At 61.0% G+C, this 26005-nt stretch carries 22 protein-coding genes; 16 read left to right on the forward strand and 6 right to left on the reverse strand.

Annotation, left to right across the window (positions count from 1 at the left end; translation table 11 throughout):
- Nucleotides 1–707 precede the first annotated feature (707 nt).
- From AMK05_RS04120 to AMK05_RS35100, 3 genes are all read left to right on the forward strand, one after another.
- Nucleotides 708–5477: a M10 family metallopeptidase C-terminal domain-containing protein gene (locus tag AMK05_RS04120; RefSeq protein WP_064836773.1), complete on the forward strand. Its 4770-nt coding sequence runs from the start codon at nt 708–710 to the stop codon at nt 5475–5477.
- Nucleotides 5478–5590: 113 nt separating this feature from the next.
- Nucleotides 5591–6028, forward strand: a complete 438-nt coding sequence (locus tag AMK05_RS04125) for a DUF4174 domain-containing protein (RefSeq protein ID WP_064836775.1) — start codon at nt 5591–5593, stop codon at nt 6026–6028.
- Nucleotides 6029–6076: 48 nt separating this feature from the next.
- Nucleotides 6077–6241 carry a hypothetical protein gene (locus tag AMK05_RS35100; RefSeq protein WP_094447728.1) on the forward strand — a complete coding sequence of 55 codons (165 nt, stop codon included), beginning with the start codon at nt 6077–6079 and terminating at the stop codon, nt 6239–6241.
- On the opposite strand, the gene AMK05_RS04130 is transcribed toward AMK05_RS35100, so the two are convergent.
- Both AMK05_RS04130 and AMK05_RS04135 read right to left on the reverse strand, forming a co-directional pair.
- Nucleotides 6238–7119 (reverse strand): LysR family transcriptional regulator, encoded by an 882-nt coding sequence (locus AMK05_RS04130; RefSeq protein ID WP_064836777.1) that lies wholly within the window; start codon nt 7117–7119, stop codon nt 6238–6240. The genes AMK05_RS35100 and AMK05_RS04130 overlap by 4 nt on opposite strands.
- On the reverse strand, nt 7116–7430 hold the full coding sequence (locus AMK05_RS04135; RefSeq protein WP_064836779.1) for a putative quinol monooxygenase: 315 nt from the start codon (nt 7428–7430) through the stop codon (nt 7116–7118). The genes AMK05_RS04130 and AMK05_RS04135 overlap by 4 nt, the downstream gene beginning before the upstream one ends.
- A gap of 178 nt (nt 7431–7608) precedes the next feature.
- Between AMK05_RS04135 and AMK05_RS04140 the strand changes: the two genes are divergently transcribed.
- The 10 genes from AMK05_RS04140 (at nt 7609) to AMK05_RS04185 (ending at nt 18452) form a co-directional block, all read left to right on the forward strand.
- Nucleotides 7609–9105 carry a CoA-acylating methylmalonate-semialdehyde dehydrogenase gene (locus tag AMK05_RS04140; protein WP_012556645.1) on the forward strand — a complete coding sequence of 499 codons (1497 nt, stop codon included), beginning with the start codon at nt 7609–7611 and terminating at the stop codon, nt 9103–9105.
- 154 nt (nt 9106–9259) lie between these two features.
- Complete coding sequence (locus AMK05_RS04145) at nt 9260–10342, forward strand: YjgN family protein (RefSeq protein WP_064841263.1); 1083 nt, start codon at nt 9260–9262, stop codon at nt 10340–10342.
- On the forward strand, nt 10332–11381 hold the full coding sequence (locus tag AMK05_RS04150; protein ID WP_064836781.1) for a M48 family metallopeptidase: 1050 nt from the start codon (nt 10332–10334) through the stop codon (nt 11379–11381). Before AMK05_RS04145 ends, AMK05_RS04150 begins: the two co-directional genes overlap by 11 nt.
- A 110-nt stretch (nt 11382–11491) precedes the next feature.
- Nucleotides 11492–11974, forward strand: a complete 483-nt coding sequence (gene rirA / locus AMK05_RS04155; RefSeq protein ID WP_064836783.1) for an iron-responsive transcriptional regulator RirA — start codon at nt 11492–11494, stop codon at nt 11972–11974.
- 361 nt (nt 11975–12335) lie between these two features.
- Nucleotides 12336–13931 (forward strand): ABC transporter substrate-binding protein, encoded by a 1596-nt coding sequence (locus AMK05_RS04160; RefSeq protein WP_064836785.1) that lies wholly within the window; start codon nt 12336–12338, stop codon nt 13929–13931.
- Nucleotides 13932–14018: 87 nt separating this feature from the next.
- Nucleotides 14019–15023, forward strand: a complete 1005-nt coding sequence (locus tag AMK05_RS04165; protein ID WP_049735861.1) for an ABC transporter permease subunit — start codon at nt 14019–14021, stop codon at nt 15021–15023.
- Nucleotides 15024–15032: 9 nt separating this feature from the next.
- On the forward strand, nt 15033–15923 hold the full coding sequence (locus tag AMK05_RS04170) for an ABC transporter permease subunit (RefSeq protein ID WP_064836787.1): 891 nt from the start codon (nt 15033–15035) through the stop codon (nt 15921–15923).
- Nucleotides 15923–16939, forward strand: a complete 1017-nt coding sequence (locus tag AMK05_RS04175) for an ABC transporter ATP-binding protein (protein ID WP_064836789.1) — start codon at nt 15923–15925, stop codon at nt 16937–16939. Before AMK05_RS04170 ends, AMK05_RS04175 begins: the two co-directional genes overlap by 1 nt.
- Nucleotides 16936–17889 carry a peptide ABC transporter ATP-binding protein gene (locus AMK05_RS04180; protein ID WP_064836791.1) on the forward strand — a complete coding sequence of 318 codons (954 nt, stop codon included), beginning with the start codon at nt 16936–16938 and terminating at the stop codon, nt 17887–17889. The genes AMK05_RS04175 and AMK05_RS04180 overlap by 4 nt, the downstream gene beginning before the upstream one ends.
- A 26-nt stretch (nt 17890–17915) precedes the next feature.
- Nucleotides 17916–18452, forward strand: coding sequence for a gluconokinase (locus AMK05_RS04185; RefSeq protein ID WP_064836793.1), 537 nt, complete (start codon nt 17916–17918; stop codon nt 18450–18452).
- On the opposite strand, the gene AMK05_RS04190 is transcribed toward AMK05_RS04185, so the two are convergent.
- From AMK05_RS04190 to AMK05_RS04200, 3 genes are all read right to left on the reverse strand, one after another.
- Nucleotides 18442–19689 carry an NAD(P)/FAD-dependent oxidoreductase gene (locus AMK05_RS04190; RefSeq protein WP_064836795.1) on the reverse strand — a complete coding sequence of 416 codons (1248 nt, stop codon included), beginning with the start codon at nt 19687–19689 and terminating at the stop codon, nt 18442–18444. The two genes, AMK05_RS04185 and AMK05_RS04190, sit on opposite strands and share 11 nt — an antisense overlap.
- A 73-nt stretch (nt 19690–19762) precedes the next feature.
- Entirely contained in the window at nt 19763–20266 is a 504-nt protein-coding gene (locus AMK05_RS04195) for an isoprenylcysteine carboxyl methyltransferase family protein (RefSeq protein ID WP_064836797.1), read from the reverse strand.
- Nucleotides 20263–21315, reverse strand: coding sequence for a type III polyketide synthase (locus AMK05_RS04200; RefSeq protein ID WP_064836799.1), 1053 nt, complete (start codon nt 21313–21315; stop codon nt 20263–20265). Before AMK05_RS04200 ends, AMK05_RS04195 begins: the two co-directional genes overlap by 4 nt.
- Nucleotides 21316–21484: 169 nt before the next feature.
- Here AMK05_RS04200 and AMK05_RS04205 point away from each other — a divergent pair, with 169 nt between their 5' ends.
- The 3 genes from AMK05_RS04205 to AMK05_RS04215 are packed head-to-tail and all read left to right on the forward strand — an operon-like array spanning nt 21485 to nt 23469.
- Entirely contained in the window at nt 21485–22021 is a 537-nt protein-coding gene (locus AMK05_RS04205; protein ID WP_064836801.1) for a tetratricopeptide repeat protein, read from the forward strand.
- Between the two features lie 42 nt (nt 22022–22063).
- On the forward strand, nt 22064–22669 hold the full coding sequence (locus AMK05_RS04210; protein ID WP_064836803.1) for an RNA polymerase sigma factor: 606 nt from the start codon (nt 22064–22066) through the stop codon (nt 22667–22669).
- Complete coding sequence (locus AMK05_RS04215) at nt 22666–23469, forward strand: anti-sigma factor family protein (RefSeq protein WP_064836806.1); 804 nt, start codon at nt 22666–22668, stop codon at nt 23467–23469. Before AMK05_RS04210 ends, AMK05_RS04215 begins: the two co-directional genes overlap by 4 nt.
- 40 nt (nt 23470–23509) lie before the next feature.
- Here AMK05_RS04215 and AMK05_RS04220 read toward each other — a convergent pair whose 3' ends face one another.
- Nucleotides 23510–25435: a putative bifunctional diguanylate cyclase/phosphodiesterase gene (locus AMK05_RS04220; RefSeq protein ID WP_064841264.1), complete on the reverse strand. Its 1926-nt coding sequence runs from the start codon at nt 25433–25435 to the stop codon at nt 23510–23512.
- Between the last annotated feature and the right edge of the window lie 570 nt (nt 25436–26005).

Here is a 26005-nt window from a genome sequence, read left to right on the forward strand (position 1 = left end):
CACCTGAGGTCGGAGGTTCGAGACCCCCCAACCGTACCATCTCCCCACGTAGGATCGCTTTCGAGCAAGTCGTTTCGGCTAACGTTATTTCGAACGAATTGTCACTGCAGATGCTGAAGTAGTCTGCAAACCGCAGCGCGGCGCCCTCAAGAGCTCGACGCTCTGACCGCGAATTGCTGCTTATTTGCCACATCAAATCGAACATTTGGAATGGCACAACCGCCCATATGGTGCGATAGCGCCATCTGAGCTACATGTGCAGCAAATAGCAGCACCAAGGTCCGCAATTGCGACGATCCGCCACTCGATCCAAAAAGAATCCCCCACGTCAGCATGTCGCGGAAGATGCGAACAGCGAAGCCTACCTAGCCCCAAGAGAGGCGGAGATAGCTTTCGGACCGTCGAAACATGCGGAGCCGATATCGCCGAACCTGAGACTTACTAAATTTCAGCACATCAATGTAACGTCAATTTAAGTGCCGTCATGCCAGCAATTGCGGAAGTTGGGACGGGCAGAACGCAGGATCCTGGAATATGTCTTGTAGCCCTTGAAAGAGGTTGCGGAGGAAGCGTTTCATAAGCGCTGGTTGCCAAGATCAAAACATTCCTGAACAGAAATGAAGCTTTTAGTTGAAGTTTCCCCTTTTATGAAGCAGAGGGAAACTGGTGTTAGGCGCGGCCGAGTGGAATAGGCAAACGGGGATTTTATGACGGACCTTATTACTCCGACGAAGAGCGTCAACACGACTGGCGATGCGAAAGTTGACGGGCTCTTCAGCGGCACCGCCTGGGACGGAACGATAACCTATGCGTTTCCTACCACCTCGTCATCGTATGTCGATGATGGCGTCAATTTATACTATGAAAAGTACTATTCTTTCACTCCAATATCCTCGCAGCAGCAGTCTCACGCCTTGTTCTTTATGGAGCAATCCTACGGGAGTGCGGCAAATGACGGCTTCTCCGTCGAGGGGTTCACGAACGCCAACTTTGAGGCCGGAAGCGCGAATACCGCAACGGTGCGCTTCGCTCAGACGTCGGATCCCTATCTGGATACGGCAGGGGCCTATTTCCCAGCTGCCGACGGGCGGGGTGGGGATATCTGGTTCGGGACGGGATATGCTGGCACCGAAGCTGATTATCGCTTCCCGAGGTTCGGCAACTATGCAGGCCAAACCTTGGCGCACGAGCTGGGTCACGCGCTCGGGCTGAAACATGCTCACGAAGGGGGAACGGTCGTTCCAAGCGCCTACGACTCGCTCGAATACACGATCATGACCTACCACACATTTATCGGAGACGATGAGAGTGGGGCCAAGTATGAGCAAAATGGCGCCCCACAAACCTTCATGATGCTCGACATCGCCGCCCTGCAGGAAATGTATGGTGCGGACTATACGACGAACAGTGGCGATACCGTCTACAAGTGGAATCCGAACCAGGGCATCACCTATGTCAATGGGGTGGCGGCCATCACGCCCGCTGCCAACAGGGTTTTCGCAACAATCTGGGACGGCGGCGGTATCGATACCTATGATTTGAGCGCTTATACCACCGCCCTCAAGATCGACTTGCATGCAGGGGGCTATTCGGTCTTTTCCCAGGGCCAGTTGGCCGACCTGGGAGGCGGTCCGAATAATGGCTACGCCCGCGGCAACATTTTCAACGCCCTTCTTTATCACGACAATGTCGCGTCGTTGATTGAGAACGTTTGGGCCGGCTCCGCCAACGATACTATTGTCGGCAACGAGGCGGACAATACACTCTGGGGCAATGCCGGAAACGATACCCTTACTGGCGACTCCGGCAATGACACGCTCGACGGCGGTGCCGGAAACGACAAGATGTCGGGCGGGGCGGGTGACGACGTCTACATCGCCGACAACGGCAACGACACCGTGATCGAGAATGCCAATGAGGGAACGGATACGGTCCGGACGACGGTTTGGAGTTATACACTCGGCGCCAACGTCGAAAACCTGACCTATATCGGCACCGGCACGTTCGCCGGTGGTGGCAATGCGGCGGACAATGTGATCACCGGCGGGACTGGGTCTGATCGGCTGGATGGGAAGGCCGGTGCCGACACGCTGATCGGTGGTGCGGGCGACGATCAATATACTGTCGATAGTCTCAACGATGTTGTGATCGAGGCCGCCGGCGGCGGCGTTGACACGATCTGGACCGATCTTAACACTTATTCGCTGGCGGGGATCGCCAATGTCGAGAACCTATCCTTCTCAAGCGGCGGCAATTCTACCGGCACCGGCAACAGCCTCGACAATATAATCAAGGGTGGGACAGGCAACGACACGCTCTCTGGTGGGGTAGGCAACGATACTCTGATCGGTGGCTTGGGAACTGACACGCTCATCGGTGGGACTGGCAACGATACTTATGTCGTTTGGGATAACGGCGACACTATCATCGAAAACGTCGACGAGGGGATCGATACGGTTCAGACGACAATGGCGGCCTACACATTGGCAGCCAATGTCGAGTACCTCATCTACAGCTGGATTGGGGCGTTTGCGGGCACGGGCAACAATCTCGACAACACGATCACGGGTGGCGCTGCCAGCGATACGCTTTCCGGCGGCGCCGGCAATGACACGCTGGATGGCGGGGCAGGCGCGGACAGCCTGTTCGGTGGTGCCGGTAACGACACTTACATCGTCGACAATGCCGGCGACCTCGTCACCGAAGCCGCCGACGCAGGGATCGATACGGTTCGCACGACACTGGCAAGCTATTTGCTCGGTAGCAATGTCGAGAACCTCACCTATAGCGGCACGGTAGCCTTTACCGGGACCGGCAATAGCCTCGCCAACACGATCAAGGGCGGGGCAGGTGCCGACACCCTGGACGGAAAAGCCGGAGCAGACATATTGATCGGCGCAGCCGGCGACGACACCTATTTTGTCGATAACGTTGCCGACGTCGTCACTGAACGGCCGAATGAAGGAGCCGATCTGACCAAGACGACGCTTTCTTCCTATGCCTTGACCAATAATGTTGAAAGCCTGACCTTCATTGGCACCGGCGATTTCGCCGGGACTGGAAATGGTCTCGCCAATACGATCACCGGCGGTGCCGGCAACGACACACTTGACGGCGGCGTCGGCAACGACACGCTGAACGGTGGCGCCGGCAACGACATACTTGACGGCGGCGCCGGCAACGACAGGCTGGCAGGCGGCGGCGGCGACGACGTCTATATCGTCGACAGTGCGAACGACGTGATCACCGAACTGGTCAGCGCCGGCACCGACGAAATCCGCACGGCGCTTGCAGCCTACTCGATCGCCGCACTGGTCAATGTCGAGAACCTGACCTACACGGGATCCGCCAACTTCACCGGCACCGGCAATGCGCTTGCCAACACGATCACCGGCGACGCCGGCAATGACACGCTTGATGGCGGGGCCGGTGCGGACGCGTTGATCGGCGGTTTGGGCGACGACACCTACATCGTCGACAATGCCGGCGACAGCGTCACCGAAGCCGCCGATGAGGGGACCGATACGGTTCGCACGGCATTGGCGACCTATACGCTTGGCAGCGATGTCGAGAACCTCACCTATACCGGCACGGTAGCCTTTACCGGGACCGGCAATGACCTCGCCAACACGATCAAGGGCGGGGCAGGTGCCGACACCCTGGACGGAAAGGCCGGAGCAGACATACTGATCGGCGCAGCCGGCGACGACACCTATATCGTCGATAACGTTGGCGACGTGGTCACCGAAGCCACTAATCAAGGCACCGATCTGATCAGGACGGCGCTTTCAAGCTATACGCTCGGCAACAATGTCGAGAACCTGCGCTATACGGGATCCGCCAGCTTCACCGGCACCGGCAACGCGCTCGCCAATACGATCATCGGCGGCGCCGGCAACGATCTTCTGGACGGTGGCGCCGGCAACGACACGCTTGACGGCGGCGCCGGCGACGACATCTATGTGGTCGACAGTGCGAGCGACGTGATCAAGGACAGCGCCGGCACCGACGAAATCCGCACGGCGCTTGCAGCCTACTCGATCGCCGCCTTGGTCAGTGTCGAGAACCTGACCTACACGGGATCGGCCAACTTCACCGGCACCGGCAATGCGCTGGCCAACACGATCACCGGCGGTATCGGCAACGACACGCTGAACGGCGGGGCCGGTGCGGACAGCTTGATCGGTGGGGCGGGGGGCGACGCCTATGTCGTCGACAATGCCGGCGACCTTGTCAGCGAAGCGGCCGATGCAGGGATCGACACGATTTGGACGACATTGGCCGCCTACACTCTGGGGGCCAATGTCGAGAACCTCACCTACTTCGGTACGGCAGCCTTTGCCGGAACAGGCAATGATCTCGACAACACGATCACCGGTGGCGCTGCCGCCGATACGCTGTCCGGCGGTGTCGGCAACGATGTGCTGAATGGTGGCCTTGGGGCCGATCGTTTGATCGGTGGGGCTGGCAACGACACCTATATCGTCGACCATGCCGGCGACCTCGTCACCGAGGCCGCCAATGCGGGGACCGATACGGTTCGCACGACATTGGCGAGCTATACGCTTGGCAGCGATGTCGAGAACCTCACCTACATCGGCACGACGGCCTTTGTCGGGACTGGGAATCTGCTCGACAACGTTATTATGGGTGGTGTTGGCGCTGACAAGCTCATGGGGGCTGGCGGCCACGATACTTTGATCGGCGGGGCTGGTGCCGACACGATGTTGGGTGGGATCGGCGACGACGTATACGTCGTCGACATTGCGACCGATATCGTGATCGAGAATGTGAACGAAGGGACGGACACGGTCCAGACGGCGCTTTCAAGCTATACGCTCGGCAACAATGTCGAGAACCTGACTTATACGGGATCCGCCAGCTTCAGCGGCACCGGCAATGCGCTCGCCAACACGATCACCGGCGGCGCCGGCAACGACACGCTGAATGGCGGGGCTGGCGCTGATACCTTGATCGGTGGAGCCGGCAACGACACCTACATCGTCGACCATGCCGGCGACCTCGTCACCGAAGCCGCCGATAAGGGGATCGACACGGTTCGCACGAACCTGGCGAGTTATGCGCTTGCCGACAATGTCGAGAACCTGAGCTTTGTCGGCACTGGGGCCTTTGCCGGAACAGGGAATGCGCTGAACAACGTTATCGTCGGCGGCAGTGGTTCCAATACGCTAACCGGTGGCGCCGGAAACGATACCCTCACTGGTGGAGTAGCAGCCGACGTCTTCATTTATTTGACGAACTGGGGCCATGATACGATCACAAACTTCCTGGCAACCGGCTCCGGACATGACGCGATCTCGATCGATCACAGCATTTTCGCCGACTGGGAATCGCTTTTTGCGGCAACCGAGCAATCCGGGAATGATACAATTATCACTGCCGATTCCGACAACACCATAACGCTGCAGAATGTTGCTCTTTCAAGCCTTCAGTCTTGGGACTTCCTGTTCGCATAATTTTTGCTCGGACTCGCGGCACGTTTTTGCCGCGAGTCCGAGACTGGGATCCTATCGATTGGATGGAACCCATGCCGTCTCGGGCCGTTCTCCAAGTTGACTGGAGAATATGCATGTCGAAAACCCTTCTTTACGGCGCGACCAAAGTCGACGAGACGAACAGCGCCTATGCGCCGGTCGAAAGCCTCGCCCCATTCCAGTGGAAGAACCGCGTCTTCATCGTTTTTGCCGGCAAGGACAATGCCCGCGCCGCCCGGCAAGAAAATCAGCTTTTGGCCGACCGCTCAGCCCTCGACGAGCGTGATCTGGTGGTACTCAAAATCTCAGGCGCAGCTGTCCGGCCGCTCTTCGGTGCGGCGGACGGTCTTGACGGCGAGGCGATCCGCCGCGATCTCGAAGCGTCGGAGATTGGGGAATTCGCCGCCTTCCTCGTCGGCAAGGACGGCACGGTGAAGCTCAAGGTCAGCGAGCCGATCACCGATGCCGAGCTTTTCGCCATCATCGACAGCATGCCGATGCGCGCTGCCGAATCGCTGAAGCCGGACAAGTAACCCCGGCCGAACGTCAGTTTAATCCAGCATCACGAAAGGGAGGCGGTCATGTCCGTGCCCAACGAACCCATTCCCGATCAGCCGCCGATGCCGGCGCCAGGCTGGAAGCCGGTTCCGCCGATCAAGGAGCCTGAGCCGGACAGGCTGCCTGATGAGGCGCCGGTGCCAAACCCGGATGAGAATGACGAGCCGGCGAGGCACGTTGGCTCTTAAAGAAAGATTTGCCGCTCGGCGCTGACGAGTTCCTGGAGGAAATCGACGACGCTTCTGACCCGGACAAGGTCGCGCGCCGTTTCGTGATAGGTCGTCCAGTAGGCGCGGCGGATCGAAATGTCAGGCAGGATGCGCTGGAGTTCCGGATATTGCCGGGCGATATAATCGTGCAGAATGCCGATGCCGGCGCCGGATCGTACCGCCTCCGTCTGGCCGATCGCCGTCGAAATCTCGAAGCCCGCATCCCAGCTGCGCATCACCTCGCCGGAGAAGTTCAGCGAGGCGGTGAAGATCAGGTCTTCGACATAGCCGATGCGCGGATGCGCCTTCAGCGCCTCGATATCGCCGGGCGCGCCTTGCAAAGTGAGATAGTTGCGCGACGCATAGAGGCCGAGCGTGTAATCGGTGAGCTTGGAGGAGACGAGCCGGCCCTGTTCGGGCCGTTCCAGCGTGATGGCAATATCGGCTTCGCGTTGCGACAGCGAAAACGAGCGCGGCACCGGCACAAGCTGGATCTTCAGCGCCGGATGGCGCTCGATCAGCCGGCCCATGCGCGGCGCCAGAAAGGAAACGCCGAACCCGTCAGGCGCGCCGACGCGCACCGTCCCGGCAATCGCCGTATCGGTGTGGCCGAGGCTGGCCTGTGCTGCGAGCATTTCCGTTTCCATGCGCTCGGCGGACGCCAGGAACACTTCGCCTTCGGCCGTCAGCTCGCAGCCATTGGTGCGGCGGATAAACAGCCGCGTCTTCAGCGCCTCTTCCAACGAGGTCAGCCGGCGCGAGAGTGTGGCGTGATTGAGCCCCAGCCGCTTCGAGGCGGCAAGAATCTGCCCGGTACGGGCGACGGCGAGGAAAATCCGGACGTCGTCCCAGTTCATGGCTTGGCCCGCATTGCGATCGGATCGACCTCGATCAGCGTCAGCGATGTCACCATGCCGGCCGTCTCGCTCTTGTATTTGAGGAAATGCGGTGCTCGCAGATGGGCCTCGTAGGCCCGCGGGTCGGCATAGACCTCAAGAATACGGATCCGGTTTGGGGTGTCCCTGATGGCAACAGCGCTCAGCGAAATTACGCCGTCTTCCAGCGCGACGGAGGCGTCGATTTCTTCCGTGAGCAATGCGCGATAGGCGTCGAGCCTATCCGGATCGATCTCCAGCTCCGCCATTCGGACGACAGGTTTGCGGCTCATCGGCTTGACCTCTCCGGGATTTGACTTGTCCGCGTGCCGTTCCAAGTTTGGGAGCAACAGCAACGCCTGACGCAATGGCAGCGCTATAATTTACGCACAACCGTTACTTATATCAGCGCATTGATTTGTGCAAATTGAAGTGCGATTGTAGGCCATCCAAAAAACAGGAGGAGCATCCATGCGTGAGATCGGTCATTTCATCGGCGGCAAGCAAGTCGCCGGCACCAGCGGCCGCGTCAGCAATGTCTATAATCCGGCAACCGGCGAAGTGCAGGCGACGGTCGCGCTCGCAAGCGTCGAAGAACTGCGCGCCGCCGTCGAGAACGCCAAGGCTGCGCAGCCGAAATGGGCTGCCACCAATCCGCAGCGCCGCGCCCGCGTCTTCTTCAAGTTCGTCGAGCTCCTGAACAAGCACATGGACGAGCTTGCCGAAATGCTTTCCAAGGAGCACGGCAAGACGATCGAAGACGCCAAGGGCGACGTCATCCGCGGCCTCGAAGTCTGCGAATTCGTCTGCGGCATTCCGCATCTCGCCAAGGGCGAGTTCACCGAGGGCGCAGGCCCGGCGATCGACATGTATTCGATCCGCCAGCCGGTCGGCATCGGCGCCGGCATCACCCCCTTCAACTTCCCCGGCATGATCCCGATGTGGATGTTCGCCCCGGCAATCGCCTGCGGCAATGCCTTCATCCTGAAGCCCTCCGAGCGTGATCCCTCCCTGCCGATCCGTCTTGCCGAATTGATGATCGAGGCCGGTCTTCCGGCCGGCATCCTCAATGTCGTCAATGGCGACAAGGGTGCCGTTGACGCGATCCTCACCGATCCCGATATCGGCGCCGTCTCCTTCGTTGGCTCGACGCCGATCGCCCGCTACGTCTATGGGACGGCGGCGATGAACGGCAAGCGCGCCCAGTGCTTCGGCGGCGCCAAGAACCACATGATCATCATGCCGGACGCCGATATGGATCAGGCCGTCAACGCGCTGATGGGCGCCGGCTATGGCTCCGCTGGCGAGCGCTGCATGGCGATCTCGGTTGCCGTTCCGGTCGGCGAGGACACCGCCAACCGCCTCGTCGAGAAGCTGATCCCGAAGATCGAATCGCTGCGTATCGGCCCCTACACCGACGACCAGGCCGATATGGGGCCGCTGGTCACGAAGGACGCCTATACCCGTGTTCGCGGCCTGATCGACCGCGGCGTCGAGGAAGGCGCCAAGCTCCTCGTCGACGGCCGCGATTTCAAGCTTCAGGGCTATGAAGACGGCTATTTCGTCGGCGGCTGCCTGTTCGATCACGTCACGCCTGAGATGGATATCTACAAGACCGAGATCTTCGGACCCGTCCTCTCCGTCGTTCGCGCCCAGAATTACGAAGAAGCGCTGTCGCTGCCGATGAAGCACGAATACGGCAACGGCGTTGCGATCTACACCCGTGACGGCGATGCCGCCCGCGATTTCGCCTCGCGCATCAATATCGGCATGATCGGCATCAACGTTCCGATCCCGGTTCCGCTCGCCTACCACTCCTTCGGCGGCTGGAAGGCCTCGAGCTTCGGCGACCTCAACCAGCACGGCACGGATTCGATCAAGTTCTGGACGAAGACCAAGACCGTCACCGCCCGCTGGCCCTCCGGCATCAAGAGCGGTGCCGAATTCGTCATGCCGACGATGAAGTGATTTTCACGACAGATCGATTTGCAATTCGGGGGCCTTGTGGCCCCCGTTTTCGATTTCAGGTTGTCGATTTCTTCGCGTTTTGCTTTTCTGTCGGTGCGCTCGACGCGTGATTCTCATCATGCTGTCGGGCAATGTGCTGGGGGAAGCAAAGATCATGGATAACAGAGTGTCCGCGGGCTCCGCGGCAAACGCGTTTGAGCGTGCCCGGTTCACCGGCACCGCATCGGAATATTTCGGAATCTGGATCGTCAACGTCCTTTTGACGATCGTAACGCTCGGCATCTATTCAGCCTGGGCGAAAGTACGGCGCAATCGCTATTTCTACGGCAACACCGTCCTGCTTGGCCGCGCTTTCGAATATCACGCCACCGGCAAGCAGATTTTCATCGGCCGCCTCATCGTCTTCGCCTTCGTCATCGTGGCCAACATTCTGGCGGCGATCCATCCGCTGTTTTCGCTGGTGACCACGGTTCTGGTGCTCGTCGCACTGCCCTGGCTGATCGTCAGAGGCCTTCGTTTCAACGCCCGCGTGACCAGCTACCGCAATGTTCGGTTTGATTTCACCGGCACCGCCGGCGGCGCCTTCGTCTGCGTGATGCTCGGAAGCCTCGTCGCTTTCCTGTCGCTGGGTCTGCTTGCGCCCTTGGCCAGCCGCTGGCTCAACCGCTATATCTTCAACAATCTCCGCTACGGCAATCGGCCTTTCGATACCGATCCCAAGGTCGGCGCGCTCTACCGCGCGCTTCTCATCCCGGCCCTGATGGTCGTGCTGGGCCTGGTCATTCTCGCCGGGTTGGTTGCGATCGCGGTCGTCGGGATGCAGGCCAATGACCCCGGCGCATTCGAGCATGATGCCGCTATGTTGATGATAGTGTCGGGAATGTATCTTGTCGTTTTCGGCCTGATCATCGTCTATGGCCTTGCAGGCCTCATATATCGGGCCGCCGTCCATAACATCGTCTGGTCGTCGACCCGCATCGACGGCCAGCATCTCTTGCGCAGCGATCTTTCCCGTGCACGCTATGCCTGGATCGCCATATCGAACGTCGTGGTGACGATGCTTACCCTCGGCTTGATGCGCCCCTGGGCGGCGGTTCGTCTGGCACGCTATGTGGCCGAGCATACGGCGGTCCGCATCGAAGGCGAAATCGGCGAGGTCTTTACGCAGTTTCAAACGACAGGTGCGGCCATCGGTGCCGAATATATGAGCATGGAAGGGATCGATTTTGGTTTCTGACGCAGAGACCATCGCCAAGGGGGAATGGTATCCGCCGCATTCGAGCGGCTCCGTTCCTGCGCGCCTGCTGTCGCGCGGCGGGCGTCTGCTCGCCGTAACCGAGGAGGATGTCGCCCTTTCGGACAGCGCGGCCGGAGAGCTCTCCTTCACGCCGCGCGTCGGGTCGATCCCCCGACGCGCCGTCTTTGCCGACGGCTCCGTCTTCGAGAGCAGCGAGAATGATGCCATCGATGCCTTTCTTCGCGGCGGCGGCAGAAGCGGCTGGGTACATCGGCTGGAGGAATTTCATCCCCGCATCTTCGTCTTCGCGATCGCGGTCGTTTTGCTCGCGGTCGGAATCTATCGTTACGCGCTGCCGGCGCTCGTCGAAGTCGCCGTCTTCGTGACGCCGCCTGTTGTTTCCGAGGCGATGTCCTATAGCGCTCTCAACACGCTCGACAGCACGGCGCTGTCCGCCAGCCAGTTGGACGAAGCCCGGCAGGCCGAAATCGCCGCTCGCTTCCGCCAGGTCGCTGCCAATGCCGAAGGCGGCGCCGGCCGTTATGTGCTGAATTTCCGCGATGGCGGCGTGATCGGTCCCAATGCTTTCGCGCTTCCCGACGGCAATATCGTCATCACCGACCAGCTGGTGGAACTGGCGGGGGGCGACGATGAGATGATAACCGGGGTTCTCGCCCACGAGGTGGGCCATGTCGAATACAAGCACAGCCTCCGGCAGCTTTATCGCGCCGCAGGCGTTGCCGGCCTCGTCATGCTGATTGCCGGCGATGTCGGCTCTGGCGTCGAAGATATCCTGACGCAGGGTGGCGGCCTGCTGGCCTTGTCCTATTCACGCAGTGCAGAGGCCGAGGCCGATCGGCGCTCGGTGGAACTGATGCGCAAGGCCGGCATGGATACTGTTGCGATCGCCCGTTTTTTCGATGTCATGGAAACCAAGCTCGGCGATCATTCCCGCACCAGCATGCTCTCCACCCATCCGGGCAGCCCTGAGCGCAAGCAGGCAATTCTGGAGTATGACCGGATCCTGCGGCAGGATTGACGACGCGGCATTTGGCCTCATAAGCTGAATGCGAATTTCATATTTTGGAATTGTTCAAAACTACCAAACCGCCTATATAGGTCTGAACAGGCACGAGTCAGGAGAATGGCATGCGGTTGACGAAGCAGACCAACTATGCGGTTCGCATGTTGATGTATTGTGCTGCCAACGACGGGCACTTGAGCCGGATTCCGGAAATCGCCAAGGCTTACGGTGTCTCCGAGCTCTTTCTTTTCAAGATCCTCCAGCCGCTGAACAAGGCGGGTCTGGTCGAAACCGTGCGCGGTCGCAATGGCGGCGTGCGGCTCGGCAAGCCGGCCGCCGACATCACGCTCTTCGACGTCGTCAGGGTGACGGAAGACAGTTTTGCCATGGCCGAATGTTTCGAGGATGACGGCATGGTCGAATGCCCGCTGGTCGACAGCTGCGGCCTGAATTCGGCACTGCGCAAGGCGCTGAACGCCTTCTTCGCCGTGCTGTCCGAATATTCGATCGACGACCTTGTCAAGGCGCGTCCGCAGATCAATTTCCTTCTCGGAATTACCGGCGAGCAGCCCTATCGTAAACCCGCGATCGTTGCGCCTGCCGCCTGAATTTAACGAGCAGCACAGACTTGTGAAACCGCGGTTGCCCCGGCAATCGCGGTTTTGCTTTGTGCCGCGTCTCGCCGGCTCGGCAAGAGATAAACATCCACGCGTGGCAAGTGAATCCGATCGATCGCGACACGCTTAAGAGGCGCAATTATCCAAAATACGACGAAATCCCGGTCATCTTTATCCAAATATGTCCGATTGAGGCCGATTTTTGACTGAAAATTTCTAAAATTGTCCAACTGGAAAAATTTTCTCCGTAGCCCGTTGCTTTCAGTAGATAAATGTCGTTCCATCGACCGTCGATCGGGATGCATATCTGCGGTCTCCAGACATCAAAAAAGAACAACCGGGAAACAATATTATGAAAAAGATCTCTGTCATGCTGGCAGCGACGGCCCTGATTTCGCTCATGGCGACGTCGGCCTGGTCCAAGACCCTTGTTTATTGCTCCGAGGGCTCGCCGGAAGGCTTCGACCCGAGCCTTTATACGGCAGGCACGACCTTCGACGCCTCGTCGCGCACGGTCTATAGCCGCCTGGTCGAATTCAAGCATGGCGGCACCGAGATCGAACCCGGCCTCGCCGACAGCTGGAGCGTTTCGGCCGATGGGACGGAATACACCTTCAAGCTTCATCCCGGCGTCAAGTATCAGACCACCGACTTCTTCACGCCGACGCGCGATTTCAACGCCGACGACGTCGTGTTCTCCTTCGAGCGTCAGCTGAAGGCCGACAATCCGTGGAACAAATATGTCGAGGGCGGTTCTTATGAATACGCCGCCGGCATGGGCTTCCCGGACCTGATCAAGTCGATCGAGAAGGTCGACGACCTCACCGTCAAGTTCACGCTCAACCATCCCGAAGCGCCGTTCCTCGCCGACCTCGCCATGGACTTCGCCTCGATCGTCTCCAAGGAATATGCCGACAAGCTCGCCGCCGATGGCAAGATGGCGCAGCTCAACCAGCAGCCGCTCGGCACCGGCCCGTTCACCTTCGTCGCTTACCAGCCGGATGCCGTCATCCGCTACAAGGCCAACGAAACCTATTTCAAGGGCAAGGAAAAGATCGACGATCTGGTTTTCGCCATCACTTCTGATGCCGCCGTCCGCGCTCAGAAGCTGAAGGCCGGCGAATGCCACCTGATCCCCTATCCGAATGCGGCCGACGTTCCCGAACTGAAGAAGGACGGCAATCTGACGGTGATGGAACAGGCCGGCCTCAATGTCGGCTTCCTCGCCTACAACACGCAGATGGCCCCGTTCGACAAGCCGGAAGTTCGCCGCGCGCTCAACATGGCGATCAACAAGCAGGCGATCATCGACGCCGTCTTCCAGGGTGCCGCGGCCGTTGCCAAGAACCCGATCCCGCCGACGATGTGGTCCTATAATGACGCCGTTCAGGACGACAAGTATGATCCAGATGCCGCCAAGAAGGCTCTCGCCGATGCCGGCGTCAAGGATCTCAGCATGAAGGTATGGGCGATGCCGGTGTCGCGTCCCTACATGCTGAACGCGCGCCGTGCCGCCGAACTGATCCAGGCCGATTTCGCCAAGGCCGGCGTCAAGGTCGAGATCGTCACCCATGAATGGGCCGAATATCTGAAGCTCTCCTCCGACGTGAAGCGCGACGGCGCCGTCATCCTCGGCTGGACCGGCGACAACGGCGATCCGGATAACTTCATGGATACGTTGCTCGGCTGCGATGCCGTCGGCGGCAACAACCGCGCCCAGTGGTGCAACAAGGAATATGACGACCTGATGACCAAGGCCAAGCTGACCGCCGATGTCGGCGAGCGCACCAAGGCCTATGAGCAGGCGCAGCTGATCTTCAAGAAGGAAGCCCCCTGGGCGACCCTCGATCACTCGCTCGTCTTCGTCCCGATGAGCAAGAAGGTCTCCGGCTTCTTCATGGATCCGCTCGGCATTCACCGCTTCGACGGCGTCGACGTATCCGAATAACAAGAAAAATGTAAGAATGCCCGGCAGAGCTGGGCGCAGCCGGCGGTCAGGCACCCCCTGACCGCCGGAAACTATTGGATATCTGCCATGTTGCGTTTTTTCATCGGCCGCCTCGCGGTGCTGATCCCGACATTCCTCGGCGTTTCCCTTATTGCCTTCTCGTTCATCCGCATGCTTCCCGGCGATCCCGTCATGCTCCTGTCGGGTGAACGCGTGATGGCGCCGGAACGGCACGCCCAGATCATGCATGATCTCGGTTTCGACCGGCCGATGTATGTGCAGTATTTCGATTATCTCGGAAAAGTACTGCAAGGCGATCTCGGCACCTCGATCGTCACCAAGCGGCCCGTGCTCGGCGAATTCCTGACGCTGTTTCCGGCGACGCTCGAACTTTCCTTCTGTGCCATCATCCTCGCCGTCTGTCTTGGCGTGCCCGCCGGCATTTTTGCTGCCGTTAAGCGAGGCACGTGGTTCGATCAAAGCGTGATGGGTGTCGCCCTCATCGGTTATTCCATGCCGATTTTCTGGTGGGGCCTGCTGCTGATCATCTTCTTCTCCGGCTATCTCGGCTGGACACCGGTTTCCGGCCGGATTTCGCTGATGTATTTCTTCAAGCCGGTTACCGGATTCATGCTGATCGACAGCCTGCTGTCCGGCCAGAAGGGCGCGTTTTCCTCCGCCGTCAGCTATCTCATCCTGCCGACCATTGTGCTGGCGACCATCCCGCTTGCCGTCATCGCCCGTCAGACGCGCTCGGCGATGCTCGAGGTTCTGGGCGAGGATTATGTCCGCACCGCGCGCTCGAAAGGGCTGAAGCCGCTGCGCGTCGTTGGCGTGCATGCACTGCGCAATGCGATGATCCCCGTCATCACCACCATCGGCCTGCAGATCGGCGTTCTTCTGGCCGGCGCCATCCTCACCGAGACGATCTTCTCCTGGCCGGGCATCGGCAAATGGATGGTCGATTCGGTCTTCAAGCGCGATTACGCCGTCGTCCAGGGCGGGCTTCTGCTGATCGCCGGCGTGATCATGATGGTCAACCTGATTGTTGATGTCCTCTATGGCTTCATCAATCCGCGCATTCGTCACTAGGAGCGGTTCATGAGCACCGTCACCGTCAAGACTGGCCAGCCATCCGCCGCTGCGGAATTCTGGCACTATTTCTCCCGCAACAAGGGCGCCGTTATCGGCCTCGTCGTTTTCATCATCATCCTGGTCGTCGCAATCTTCGCACCGATCTTCGCGCCGCATGCGCCGAACGAGCAGAACCGCCAGGCGCTGCTGGCCGTGCCATCCTGGATGGAGGGCGGCAGCATCTCGTTCCCGCTCGGAACGGATGCCGTCGGCCGCGATATCCTCTCGCGCCTGATCTACGGCGCGCGCTTCTCGCTCTTCATCGGCGTCGTCGTCGTCACGCTTTCGGTCGTCTGCGGCGTCCTGATCGGCCTCGTCGCCGGCTATTTCCGCGGCAGGATCGATACGGCGATCATGCGGCTGATGGACATCATCCTGGCCTTCCCGTCGCTGCTGCTTGCTCTCGTGCTGGTGGCCGTGCTCGGGCCTGGGCTGACCAACGCCATGATCGCGATCTCTCTGGTCAACCAGCCGCATTTCGTGCGTTTGACCCGCGCCTCCGTCATCTCGGAGCGCGAGAAGGAATATGTGATCGCCTCGCGTGTCGCCGGTGCCGGCACCTTCCGCCTGATGTTCAAGACGATCCTGCCGAACTGTCTGGGGCCGCTGATCGTCCAGGCGACGCTCGCCTTTTCAGCGGCGATTCTCGATGCCGCCGCCCTCGGCTTCCTCGGCATGGGCGCCCAGCCGCCGACACCCGAATGGGGCACGATGCTCGCCGAATCCCGCGAGTTCATCTCGCGCGCCTGGTGGGTGGTAACATTCCCGGGTCTTGCCATCCTCATCACCGTTCTCGCCATCAACCTGATGGGCGACGGCCTGCGCGATGCGCTTGACCCCAAGCTGAAGAGGTCGTGATGCCGCTCCTCGAAATCGAAAATCTGACCGTCGAGTTCCAGACCTCTTCCGGTCTCTTCCGCGCCGTCGACCGCGTATCGCTTACCTGCGACAAGGGCGAGATCCTGTCGGTCGTCGGCGAATCCGGCTCGGGCAAATCCGTTGCCATGCTGGCCCTGATGGGGCTTCTGCCCTGGACGGCGAAGATCACGGCCGACCGCCTGCAGTTCGACGGACAGGATCTGCGGGGCATCTCCGGGCGCCAGCGCCGCAGGATCGTCGGCAAGGACATGGCGATGATCTTCCAGGAGCCGATGTCGAGCCTCAATCCGTGCTTCACCGTCGGCTTCCAGCTCGGCGAGACCCTGCGCGTCCATATGGGCCTCAACCGCAAGGAGCGTCGCGAGCGCTCGATCGAACTCCTGAACCTCGTCGGTATTCCGGCCCCGGAAGACCGGCTGTCGAACTTCCCGCATCAGATGTCGGGCGGTATGAGCCAGCGCGTGATGATCGCCATGGCGCTCGCCTGCAATCCGAAGCTGCTGATCGCCGATGAGCCGACGACGGCGCTCGACGTGACGATTCAGGCGCAGATCCTCGATCTGCTCGCGCGCCTGCAGAAGGAGCAGGGCATGGCGCTGGTGCTGATCACCCATGACATGGGTGTCGTCGCCGAAACCGCCGAGCGCGTGCAGGTGCAATATGCCGGCCAGAAGGTCGAGGAGCAGCCGGTGAAAGCGCTGTTCCGCGATCCGCATCACCCCTATACCGCAGCCCTGCTCGCCGCCTTGCCGGAACGAGCCCAGGTCGGCCAGCGTCTGCCCTCGATCGCCGGTGTCGTTCCCGGCCAGCACGGCCGCCCGACGGGCTGTCTTTTCGCGCCGCGCTGCGGCTACGCCACGATCGAATGCGACCGCGGCGTCGTCCGCCAGGGGCCGGAGCTCGGGCTGGCGCTGTGCAACTATCCTTTGAAGGACGGCAAGCCGCTCGGGCATCCCGGCGTCATGGCCGTTGAAACGACAGGAGACCTGGTATGACGGGCGCTGTTCTCGAGGGCAGGGATCTCGCCCGCTTCTACACCGTCAACCGCGGCCTCTTCAAAGCCGATGCCACCGTCAAGGCGCTGAACGGCGTCAGCTTCAGCCTACATTCCGGCAAGACGCTGGCCGTCGTCGGCGAATCCGGCTGCGGCAAGTCGACGCTTGCCCGCCTGGTCAGCATGATCGAGAACCCGACAGCGGGAGAGTTGCTGATCGACGGCAAGCCCGCCCGTGTCGGCGACCGCAGCCTGCGCAGCCAGGTGCAGATCGTCTTCCAGAATCCCTATGGCTCGCTCAACCCGCGCCAGAAGGTCGGCGCGATCCTGGAAGAGCCGCTGAAGATCAACACCGATCTCAACGCCGCCGCCCGCCGCCGCAAGGTGGAGGAGATGATGGCCCGTGTCGGCCTGCGCCCGGAGCATCACGGCCGCTATCCGCATATGTTCTCCGGCGGCCAGCGCCAGCGCATCGCCATCGCCCGCGCTTTGATGCTGCGGCCGAAGGTGCTGGTGCTCGACGAACCGGTGTCGGCGCTCGACCTGTCGATCCAGGCGCAGGTGCTGAACCTGCTGATGGATCTGCAGAAGGAGATGGGACTTGCCTATCTCTTCATCTCGCACGGCCTCTCCGTCGTCCACCACATCGCCGACGAGGTGATGGTGATGTATCTCGGCCGCCCGGTCGAAACCGGTCCGGCCGCCGAGGTCTTCGCCCGGCCGCGCCACCCCTATACCGCCGCCCTGCTGTCGGCCACACCGATCGCCGACCCGGAACGGGCCAAGAACCGCATCCGCCTACAGGGCGAACTGCCGTCGCCGCTGAAGCCGCCGTCCGGCTGTCACTTCAATCCGCGCTGCTGGAAGGCGCAGGAGTATTGTCGCCAGGTCTCTCCCGAATTAAGGGGAGAAGGTGCGCAACAATATGCCTGTCATTTTCCGCTGGATTGAGCGGGAAGGAACGCCAAGGAGGGATCATGTCGGAGCCGATGAACAAACCCCATGCGATCATCGTCATGGGCGTCAGCGGCTGTGGTAAATCTTCCGTCGGCGAGACGCTGGCGGCAGCCCTGCATCTGGCCTTCGTCGAAGGCGATGCGCTGCACCCGGCCGCGAATGTCGAGAAAATGTCGAGGGGCATTCCGCTGACCGACGAGGACCGGATGCCCTGGCTCGACCGCATCGGTGAAGACATCAAGGCGTCGCTTGCAACAGGCGAGGGCATCATCGTCTCCTGCTCGGCGCTGAAGCGCATCTATCGCGACAGGCTGCGGGCTGCGGCCGGCGGAAACCTGTTCTTCGTTTACCTCGAAGGCTCAGAAGCCTTGCTGACCAAACGGATGGGCGAGCGCAAGGGCCATTTCATGCCGGTCTCGCTGCTCGAAAGCCAGCTGGCGACGCTGGAGGTGCCCACAGGCGAGCCGGGCGTCGTCACCGTCGATATCGACGATACGATCGACGGCATTGCGGCAACGGCTCTCAAGGGCCTTGCCTCCCTCGGCGTCACGGGTTGAAACGCTCAGGCGAATAGGCCGCAATATCGATGAATGGTTTTTCGCCGGTGATGAGCTCGGCCAGCACGCGGCCGGTGACCGGCCCGAGCGTCAGCCCGTGATGGGCATGGCCGAAGGCAAACCACAAGCCTTGATGGCGCGGCGCCTTGCCGATAACAGGCATCATGTCGGGTGTGCAGGGACGCGCGCCCATCCAAGGTTCGGGATCGAGCCTGTCGCCGAGCGGGAAGATCGTGCGCGCCACGGCTTCGGCCCGGTCGAGCTGGACCGGCGTCTTCGGCGCGTCGAGCGTTGCGAACTCCGCTCCCGTCGTCAGCCGGATGCCGCGGCGCATCGGCGCCAGGAGATAGCCGCGTTCGGCATCGAGCAGCCAGTTGTTAAGCACGGCATCGCCCCTGGCAGCATAATGCATGTGATAGCCGCGCTTGACGCCGAGCGGGAAGGAATAGCCGAGCCGGCGCGTTGCGAGCGCCGTCCAGGGGCCGAGCGCGATCACCGCATCGTCGGCTTCGAGTGGGCCTTCTGCAGTCATGATCTTCCAGCCCGAGCCGAACGGGCCGAATGAGGCGGCGTCGCCTGTGACGAAGCGGCCGCCGAGGCTTTCGAAATAGCCGCGATAGGCTGAGGTCAGCGCATGCGGGTCGAGCACCGACCACGGATCGCGCCAGCGGATGCCGCCGGCAAAATCGCCTGTCATGTCAGGCTCCATGCGGGCGATGTCGGCCGAAGTCAGGCTGTCATAGTCCACCCCGAATTCATCTTGCCAGAGTGCGGCCTCCGCTAAGGCCTCGTCACGCTTGGCTTCCGTGCGGAAGATCTTCATCCAGCCATCCCTACGGATCAGCGTTTCCGCATGTGAGGCCTCGATGAGGTCCTTGTGCTCGGCAATCGAATGTTGGATCAGCGGCGCATAGGCCCGGGTGATCACCGCGTGGCGCCGCGCATTGGAATTCCACCAGTAGCGGGCGAGAAAGGCGAGCTGGCTTGGCAGCGTGCGCAGGTGGTAATGGGCATCGATGCGGTTATTCAGCGCATAGCGCAAGAGAAGGCCGAGCTGCTGGGGAAAGCCGTAAGGCACCACGCCTTCGCGCTGGATCAGGCCGGCATTGCCGAAGGAGGTTTCGCTGCCAGGATCCTTACGGTCGATCAGCGTCACCTGTCGGCCGCGCCGCTGAAGATGGATGGCCGCCGACACACCGACGATACCGGCGCCGAGCACGATCGCGTTTTTCGTCATTCCCCTGCATTCCGCTTTGTTGTCGGGGTGAAAATGCTCCCGCCGATACTGCGGCGCAAACGAAATATCGCATTCATTTCACAATCATTGCGCTTTTCAGTGCGGCATTTTCGGCCCTCATGCGGACGTAGAGGACGCAGGCGTTCAGAAGCGAAAAGCCGATCGCGTAGAAGGGCAGGCCGAAGGCCAACGGGAGGGCGGCGATCTCGCCGACGACGATCGCGTAGTTCGGGTGCCGGAGGAAGCGATAGGGCCCCGATGTGACGAGCGGTGCGCCGGGCAGGATGATGATGCGCGTCGTCCAGCGGTCCTTCAGCGTCGCCAGCACCCAAAGCCGCAACGCCTGCAGCCCGATGAAGACGGCAAACCAGTAGGGCTCGACCGGCCTGCCCGGCGCCAGCAGCCAGAGGCCGATGATCCAGCCGGCATGCAGCGCCACCATGGCGGGATAGTGCTCCGGTGCCACTTCCCTGGCGCCCTTGGCGATAAGGGCAGCGGTGTTGCGCCGGGCAAGGGCGAGTTCGCCAAGCCGCTGCAGCGTCACGAAGGTAAGCAGCGCGATCGACGGCCACATCATGACAGCCTCCGGAGCGTCACGCAGCTCGCCGAAAAGCCCGGCCCCATGGCAATCATCGCTGAGCGCTCCGGCAATCCGGCGCGGATTGCCCGCTCCAGCACGAACAGTATGGTCGGTGAGGACATGTTGCCATAGTCGGCAAGCACGCCGCGCTCGTGATCGAGGGAGCCCGGCGACAGCGACAGCGCGCTCTCCATCGCGGCCAGCACTTTGGTGCCGCCGGGATGGCAGATGAAGCGGCCGATATCGTCAGGTGTCAGTCCGTTTCGCGCCAGAATGGCCGTCACCGCCGGGCCGAGCTCCTTTTCGGCAAAGGGCGGCAGAGCTTGCGCGAGCACGATGCCGAAGCCGCCGTCGTCGATCTTCCAGCCCATGATATCGAGCGTGTCGGGAAAGAGATGCTCGCCGGTCGATTCCACCGCGGCCAGTCCGCCTTCCCCCGATCGCAGCACGCAGGCGGCGGCACCGTCGCCGAAAAGCGCCGTTGCGATGATGTTCGGTCGCGTCAGCTCGTCGAGGCGGAAGGCCAGCGTGCAAAGCTCGATCGAGACGAAGAGAACGACGGCGCCCGGCCGGCTTCGCGCCAGCCGCGCGGCGATCGCAAAGCCCGACACACCGGCCGCACAGCCGAGCCCGAATACAGGCACACGCTCTATATCGGCTCGGAAACCCATCTGCCGGGCCATCTGCGCATCGAGGCTCGGCGTCGTAAAACCGGTCGACGACACGGTCACGACGCAATCGACATCGCCGGCATCAAGCCCTGCCTGACGTAGCGAAGAGGTTGCGGTCTCGACGAAGAGCCTGCCTGCCACTTCCGCATAGGCCTGCATCCGGTCCTGCCAGCCATGCGGCTCGTCGAACCAGGCAAGCGGCCGCGCCGCATGGCGCTTTTGGATGCCGGCGCTGTCGAAGACGCGGGCAAGATGGCGGAAATCCTCGAAACGGTCGGCAAACAGCCGGCCGGAGGCTTCGACCGCCTCTTTCTGGAAAATGACATGTTCGGGTGCGGCGACGGCGAGGCTGACGAGTTTTACGCTATCTGTCACGAAATTCTCCTTGTCGTTCCCGGCGTAACGTTGAGAACACTCGGTTTCGACGATCTATTCGGCCTCGGTGGCATCACGAAGCCGTGATGACGAAAATAGAGAGGCTGCCGAATAAAGCTCGGGGCAGCGGTGTTTTCTCCTCGCAACGTCACCTTTGAGGAGTTTTCCGATGATGATCATGCCAGTCCGTTTTGCCTCCGTCCTTCTCGGCGGCTGCCTTGCCGCTTCCCTCTTCTCCGGCCCGGCCTTTGCCGTCGGCAATGACAACAGCACGATGCCGACCTGCAAGAAGGGCGAGATCTACGACCAGAAGACCAAGAGATGCGTCAAGCAGCAGAGCGCCAACGTCTCGGACGAGAACCGCACCGACTATGCCTATTCGCTGGCCAAAGCCGGCCGTTATCAGGAGGCGCTCGCCATGCTCGACACGGTCAAGGATCAGAACACGGCCGAAGTGCTGAACTATCGCGGTTATGCCACCCGCAAGCTCGGCCGCACCGACGAAGGCATCTCCTACTACCTCCAATCGGTGAAGATGGATCCGCAATACGCCAAGGTCCGCGAATATCTCGGCGAAGCCTATGTCATCAAGGGCCGGCTCGATCTCGCCAAGGACCAGTTGAAGTCAATCAAGGCGATCTGCGGTACGGGCTGCGAGGAATATCAGGATTTGAATGCCGTCATCCTCGACCCGTCGAAGATCTGATCGGCGGCACGGGCGGGGACGCAGCCACGAAAGGGATACCGAATGTCGGTCGCGCGCACCACATTTCCTGCCTATAGTCCCGCCAGGACGGAATCGCCGGTTCATCCGGCGGTTCCATGGGATAGAGAATCGGCGGAGGCGGCCATCGCGAGCGCAGCGGATATCAGGAGCGGCCTGGCGGAAAGTCTGGCAAGGCTCTGGCGTTATGGTCTCGTTCTCTCGCATCAGCGCGATGTCGCCGATGATCTGGTGCAGGCGACCTGCCTTCGCGCGCTCGAACGTGCCGATCAGTTCGTCCCCGGCACCCGGCTCGACCGCTGGCTCTTTTCGATCCTGCATTCGATCTGGCTGAACGAGATCCGTTCCCGCCGGGTGCGTGAGGGCCAGGGTTTCGTCGATGCCGGCGAGGTGCTGACCTTTGACGGCGTCCACGACACCGAGACCCATGTGATGGCGGGTCAGGTGCTCAAACGGGTGAATGCGCTGCCCGAAGCGCAGAGAACGGTGATTTTCCTCGCCTATGTCGAAGGACTTTCCTATCGCGAGGTTGCAGGCATATTGGATATTCCGATCGGAACCGTGATGAGCCGGCTGGCGGCTGCCCGCGCCAAGCTCGCCAGTGACGAGCGGGAAGGGGGACGGCAATGAACACCAAGCAAATCATTCCCTCCGACGAGGAACTGACCGCCTTCATTGATGGCGAACTGACGGCCGAAGAGGCCGCGCGCATCGAGACCATGGTGAATGAAGACGAGAGCGTCGCCGAACGGCTGGAATTCCTGTCGCGCGCCAGCCTGCCCTTCGAGCAGGCCTTCGCTCCGCTGCTGTCGCAGGCCCCTCGCGAAAAACTGGAAGCAATGCTCGCCGCCATCCCGGTGGGTGAGGTCGCGAGATCCGGCTCCGCACCGGCCCTCGTCAGCCGCCGCCGTCTTCTTGGCGCGCTCGCCGCCTCGCTCATCGCCGGCATCGCCATAGACCGCGCCGTCCTCGGCATCGGCAAAGGCTTTTCGCCGAAGGATGAAAACAGCGAATGGCGCGCCGTGGTCGCCGACTATATCTCGCTCTATACGCCGGAGACGCTGGCCGGCCCGGCGCCGGAAAGAGACGTCCAGGCTGCTCAACTCGCAAGCCTCGACGAAAAGCTCGGCCTGTCGCTTTCCCCCGAAGCCGTCGCCCTTCCGGGCATCGATTTCAAACGCGCTCTGCTCCTGCAATATGACGGCAAACCGCTTGCTCAGATCGCCTATCTCGACCCCGAAACCGGCCCGATGGCACTGTGCATCGTCCGTTCCGATGGAGGCCCCAAAGCGCCGGACCTCGAAAGCCGCAAGGGCATGAACGTCGTCTACTGGTTGAACGGAACGCACGCCTTCATGCTGATCGGCCACGCGGCAGCAGACAGGATGACGGCGATTGCGGATGAGCTGCGCGGCAAGGTGGATGCGTAAGCGGTATCTTACGCGCGGTTGGCGGCAACGGGCTGGTGGGTTAGTGAAGGCGAGCGCGATTTTGAAACGGCAGGCTGGACCATAAATTCAGAAACGCTGATATGTCGGCTTCACGCATCGGCCGCGAATAGAAATATCCCTGGATCAGGAAACCGCCGAGCTCTCTGAGGGCTGTCACCTCTTCCTGCGTTTCGACACCTTCGATGACGCAGTCGAGACCCATGTCGCGACCGAGCGCCAGCAGCGATTTGACGATCTTGTAGCTGGCCGGCTTCCGATGCAGGTCGGTCACGAAAGTGCGGTCGATCTTGATCTTGGTGAGCGGCAGGGCATGAAGCCGCGAAAGGCTCGAATAGCCGATCCCGAAATCGTCAAGCGATATGCCGCAGCCGAGCGCCTTCAAGGTGGTGATCGCGCTTTGAATTTGACCGAAATCGGCAGCGAAGGCTGTCTCGGTAATCTCGAGATCGAGACGTTTGGGATCGAAACGGCTGGCGTGGATAATGCTGATGATATGCAGCAAGCCTTCCGGCGAGGTCAGGTCCTGCGCCGACAAATTGAAGGAAAGACGAATGCCGGCCGGCCAATTGGCCGCGACAGTGAGGGCTTTTTCGAGAAGCGGTCGCGTCAGGCGATTGATGAAGCCCGCCCTTTCGGCGACAGGAACGAACTGGACCGGCGAGACGCTTCCAAGCACCGGGCTCGTCCAGCGCGCCAGCGCCTCGAAGCCGATCGTTTCGTCCAACCGCACATCGACGATCGGTTGAAACACGACGCTCAGTTCCTCCTGCAGATCAGCCATCTGCAGCACCTGTTCGATCCGTGCATCGCGGCGGATTTCCGCATCGTGGTCCGACGAGAAGAGAACGGCTTTGCCGCGTTTGCTCCGCTTGCCGTGATAGAGCGCGTAATCGGCACGCTCGAAAAGATCGGCCGCGCTCCCGGCGTTATCGGGATATACCGCAAAGCCGATGGAGCACGAAATTTGGACGGCGGCTTCGGCAAAAATGAATGGCACCCGCAGCGCAATACACAGGCTTTCTCCGAGGGCGAGCAGTTCGGGCTCACTCGAAGGTCTTGAAATGATCAGCGCGAATTCATCGCCGCCAAGCCTCGCGAGATGGATATTCTGAGCGCAGAGCCCGGCCAGACGCTGGCCGACCTCGTAGAGCAGTTTGTCGCCGATGCCGTGGCCATAGAGGTCGTTGACCGGCTTGAAGCCATCGAGATCGATGATGCCGACCGCAAGGCTTTGCCCACTGGCCTCTGCTTCGCTGAATGCTTCCCCGAGATGGGAGAAGAACGCGCGGCGATTGGGAAGCTCGGTGAGGCTGTCGAGATTGGCGAGGCGAAAGTTCTCGTTGCTGAGCGCCTCGGTCTCTATCTTCGCCTCGATCAGCCGGGTGAAATCCCGGTACTGAATGAGAAGGGTGATCAGCATAGTGCCGGAAACAAGACCGGTATTGATGGCGATGGCAATGAAGACGGCATTGCCCGACAGGGCGAAAAAGATGAAGAACACGCCGTTGACGATAGCAGCGACGGTAAAGGCTGCCGGGCGCAGATGCATCAGGCAGAAAATGACGCCGATAACGGTAATCGCCATGTAGAAGGCCACGTGGCTCTTGGCATAGGCGTCGCCGTAAGGAAACAACAGCAGAGCCCAGCCGGTGAAGGCGACGGCAATAATACTGGCGAGGCGATTGGTGCGCGAGAGCGCCCGCGCGGCGACCTCATGGGTTGGCGTAACCCGCAGGGAGCGCGACCAGGCCATGAGGCGAACCGCGCAGACCAATGTCAGCACGATCGGGATATAGACGGCCAACCAGGTTGGCGCGACCGACATATGGGTCGCCGCCAGCACCCATGTATTGGTCAGCAGGATCACATACATGAGCGGCAGCTGATAGGAAAAGGCCCGGTATTGCGCCTTGAGCAATTCCGGCCTGTCCAGAGGTATGGACATGAATGCCCGAACCTTCGCGAGCCTGCTCGTCGACGGGATCGGATCTACTTTCATGTTTTCGCGCTTTGCTCGACGTTTGTGTAAGCCATGGTGTCCTTTGACCAGCCTGCTACGACGGTCCCCATCGGCCTTGGGATCATTGTTTGAAAAGATACAATCGAGTCATTCGATTGCATTCGGGCCTCTCGACAGACCGATCAGCTGTGCCGCCGACGTAAGTTCCGGGCACAGGCAGCCAGTTGGGCGTTTGGATTTCCACGACCAAACTAAGCATCCAATGCGTTAACGCTTCTGCACCGCAAGCCGATTGCGTGCGGGATTATTCGCAAAGTGGATATTCAGTTCGCGAGGCGGCTCGATGCCGCGTAAGGGCAGGAATGTCGTCCGCCGGTCGAGCGCGATGCACCGCGCCGATGCTGATCGGCCGCATCCCGTCTAGCCGGGTGCAGGAGCAGGCGGAGAGCGTTCGGAGCAAGCTTTCAGCCCAACTTTCCTCTTCCGTCGCCGCTCTGGATGTCATGATTTGCATTTGCTGCGGCGATAGAATATTGGCCCTCGAGCCTCGACCTT

The organism is Rhizobium sp. N324 (genome assembly GCF_001664485.1).
In the GTDB taxonomy this organism is placed as follows: domain Bacteria; phylum Pseudomonadota; class Alphaproteobacteria; order Rhizobiales; family Rhizobiaceae; genus Rhizobium.

What these genes read in the sequence shown, in the direction of transcription:
- AMK05_RS04185 (WP_064836793.1), top strand. Translation starts at nt 17,916, where the DNA reads ATGTCGGAGCCGATGAACAAACCCCATGCGATCATCGTCATGGGCGTC.
- AMK05_RS35100 (WP_094447728.1), top strand. Translation starts at nt 6,077, where the DNA reads ATGTCCGTGCCCAACGAACCCATTCCCGATCAGCCGCCGATGCCGGCG.
- AMK05_RS04215 (WP_064836806.1), top strand. Translation starts at nt 22,666, where the DNA reads ATGAACACCAAGCAAATCATTCCCTCCGACGAGGAACTGACCGCCTTC.
- AMK05_RS04145 (WP_064841263.1), top strand. Translation starts at nt 9,260, where the DNA reads ATGGATAACAGAGTGTCCGCGGGCTCCGCGGCAAACGCGTTTGAGCGT.
- AMK05_RS04170 (WP_064836787.1), top strand. Translation starts at nt 15,033, where the DNA reads ATGAGCACCGTCACCGTCAAGACTGGCCAGCCATCCGCCGCTGCGGAA.
- AMK05_RS04140 (WP_012556645.1), top strand. Translation starts at nt 7,609, where the DNA reads ATGCGTGAGATCGGTCATTTCATCGGCGGCAAGCAAGTCGCCGGCACC.
- AMK05_RS04175 (WP_064836789.1), top strand. Translation starts at nt 15,923, where the DNA reads ATGCCGCTCCTCGAAATCGAAAATCTGACCGTCGAGTTCCAGACCTCT.
- AMK05_RS04220 (WP_064841264.1), bottom strand. Translation starts at nt 25,435, where the DNA reads ATGTCCATACCTCTGGACAGGCCGGAATTGCTCAAGGCGCAATACCGG.
- AMK05_RS04135 (WP_064836779.1), bottom strand. Translation starts at nt 7,430, where the DNA reads ATGAGCCGCAAACCTGTCGTCCGAATGGCGGAGCTGGAGATCGATCCG.
- AMK05_RS04125 (WP_064836775.1), top strand. Translation starts at nt 5,591, where the DNA reads ATGTCGAAAACCCTTCTTTACGGCGCGACCAAAGTCGACGAGACGAAC.
- AMK05_RS04180 (WP_064836791.1), top strand. Translation starts at nt 16,936, where the DNA reads ATGACGGGCGCTGTTCTCGAGGGCAGGGATCTCGCCCGCTTCTACACC.
- AMK05_RS04120 (WP_064836773.1), top strand. Translation starts at nt 708, where the DNA reads ATGACGGACCTTATTACTCCGACGAAGAGCGTCAACACGACTGGCGAT.
- AMK05_RS04210 (WP_064836803.1), top strand. Translation starts at nt 22,064, where the DNA reads ATGTCGGTCGCGCGCACCACATTTCCTGCCTATAGTCCCGCCAGGACG.
- AMK05_RS04160 (WP_064836785.1), top strand. Translation starts at nt 12,336, where the DNA reads ATGAAAAAGATCTCTGTCATGCTGGCAGCGACGGCCCTGATTTCGCTC.
- AMK05_RS04165 (WP_049735861.1), top strand. Translation starts at nt 14,019, where the DNA reads ATGTTGCGTTTTTTCATCGGCCGCCTCGCGGTGCTGATCCCGACATTC.
- AMK05_RS04130 (WP_064836777.1), bottom strand. Translation starts at nt 7,119, where the DNA reads ATGAACTGGGACGACGTCCGGATTTTCCTCGCCGTCGCCCGTACCGGG.
- AMK05_RS04190 (WP_064836795.1), bottom strand. Translation starts at nt 19,689, where the DNA reads ATGACGAAAAACGCGATCGTGCTCGGCGCCGGTATCGTCGGTGTGTCG.
- rirA (WP_064836783.1), top strand. Translation starts at nt 11,492, where the DNA reads ATGCGGTTGACGAAGCAGACCAACTATGCGGTTCGCATGTTGATGTAT.
- AMK05_RS04205 (WP_064836801.1), top strand. Translation starts at nt 21,485, where the DNA reads ATGATGATCATGCCAGTCCGTTTTGCCTCCGTCCTTCTCGGCGGCTGC.
- AMK05_RS04195 (WP_064836797.1), bottom strand. Translation starts at nt 20,266, where the DNA reads ATGATGTGGCCGTCGATCGCGCTGCTTACCTTCGTGACGCTGCAGCGG.